The organism is Actinobacillus vicugnae (assembly GCF_901687125.1).
Classification (GTDB): domain Bacteria; phylum Pseudomonadota; class Gammaproteobacteria; order Enterobacterales; family Pasteurellaceae; genus Actinobacillus; species Actinobacillus vicugnae.
Window position 1 is genome coordinate 1 of sequence record NZ_CABFJY010000037.1, and the last position, 1,310, is coordinate 1,310.

The 1,310-nt window shown below is 41.0% G+C and carries 1 protein-coding gene; it reads left to right on the plus strand.

Going from position 1 to position 1,310, the window contains the following annotated elements; all coding sequences use genetic code 11:
• Positions 1-49: 49 nt before the first annotated feature.
• Positions 50-1,310 (plus strand): IS3 family transposase gene (locus tag F8M47_RS08140; protein WP_150539619.1). Its coding sequence is split into 2 segments (ribosomal slippage), with 1,262 coding nucleotides annotated over them: positions 50-500 and positions 500-1,310; the frame shifts between segments, so codons are not numbered across the junction. This gene is flagged as partial in the annotation.

Consider the following 1,310-nt stretch of genomic DNA (forward strand, 5'->3'; position numbering starts at 1 on the left):
CCCCAAAAGTTGGACTAAACAGCCAACTCACTAAGGTGCAGATTTTTTTATGACTAAATACAATCAATCTTTCAAACAACAAGTCATCGAATTTTATCTTCAAAATGGTAAAAATCGATTATTCACACAGCAACATTTTCAGCTTGAAAAGACGGTACTTAAACTTTGGATTGCACAGTATCAACAGAACGGCATCAAGGGATTGGCTGTTCGTCATCACAAACAAATTTACTTACCTGAGTTTAAGCTCGCCGTGATACAAGCGGTCAAAAACGGTCAATACTCTGCAAGACAAGCCGCCTTACAGTTTGGTCTTCCCACGCATAGCTTGATTCTTCAATGGTTGAAAACCTTTGATAAACAAGGTATAAACGGTTTATTTCCCAAACCGAAAGGTCGTCCGCCGATGAAACCCAAATACCCTAAAATGCCCCCGAAACCTAAAACTGAAGAAGAACGTTTGCGTTATCGCATTTTGGAGCTGGAAGCGGAGGTGGCAATCTTAAAAAAGTTGCAAGAACTCAACCAAGCCAAAATGCAGAAAAAACAGCCGTCGTAAAAGCGTTACGGCACGAGTTTCCTCTCGTACTGTTATTACGGCTTATCGGCTTAGCACGCAGTAGTTTCTTTTATCATTTTGCTGAGAAAGCGGATAAAAATGCTGAAATTGTGCAACAAATTGAAAGTATTTATGCCGAAAATCAAGGCAATTACGGCTATCGTCGCATTACGTGTGCGTTGAGAAAAATGCGCAAAATTAACCACAAAAAAGTCCAATCCATTATGCAAAGTTTAGGCTTGAAAGGGAAAGGCAAGCAGCGAAAATACCGCTCGTATCAAGGCGAAGTGGGCAAAATTGCCGATAATCTGTTGCAACAAAATTTTCATGCTGGAGCGCCGAACCAGAAGTGGGTGACAGACGTGACGGAGTTGAAATGTGCGGAAGGAAAGTTGTATTTATCGCCGATTAAAGATTTATTCAATGGGGAAATTATCGCTTACGATGTGGCAAGACAGCCTAATTTTGAGCAAATTACGCGAATGATGAAGCAAGCCATTGCAAGGCTTAATGGTGCAACACCGATATTGCATTCTGACCAAGGGTGGCAATATCAAATGTCGGGTTACCGAGAACTGTGTCAAAAGAATGGTATCACACAAAGCATGTCAAGAAAGGGAAATTGCTTAGATAATGGTGCAATGGAAAGTTTTTTCGGGCGGCTGAAAACGGAATGTTATTTTGGCAAACGCTTTGACACTTTTGCCGAACTTGAAAGAACCCTTCACGAGTACATGTATTACTATAACCA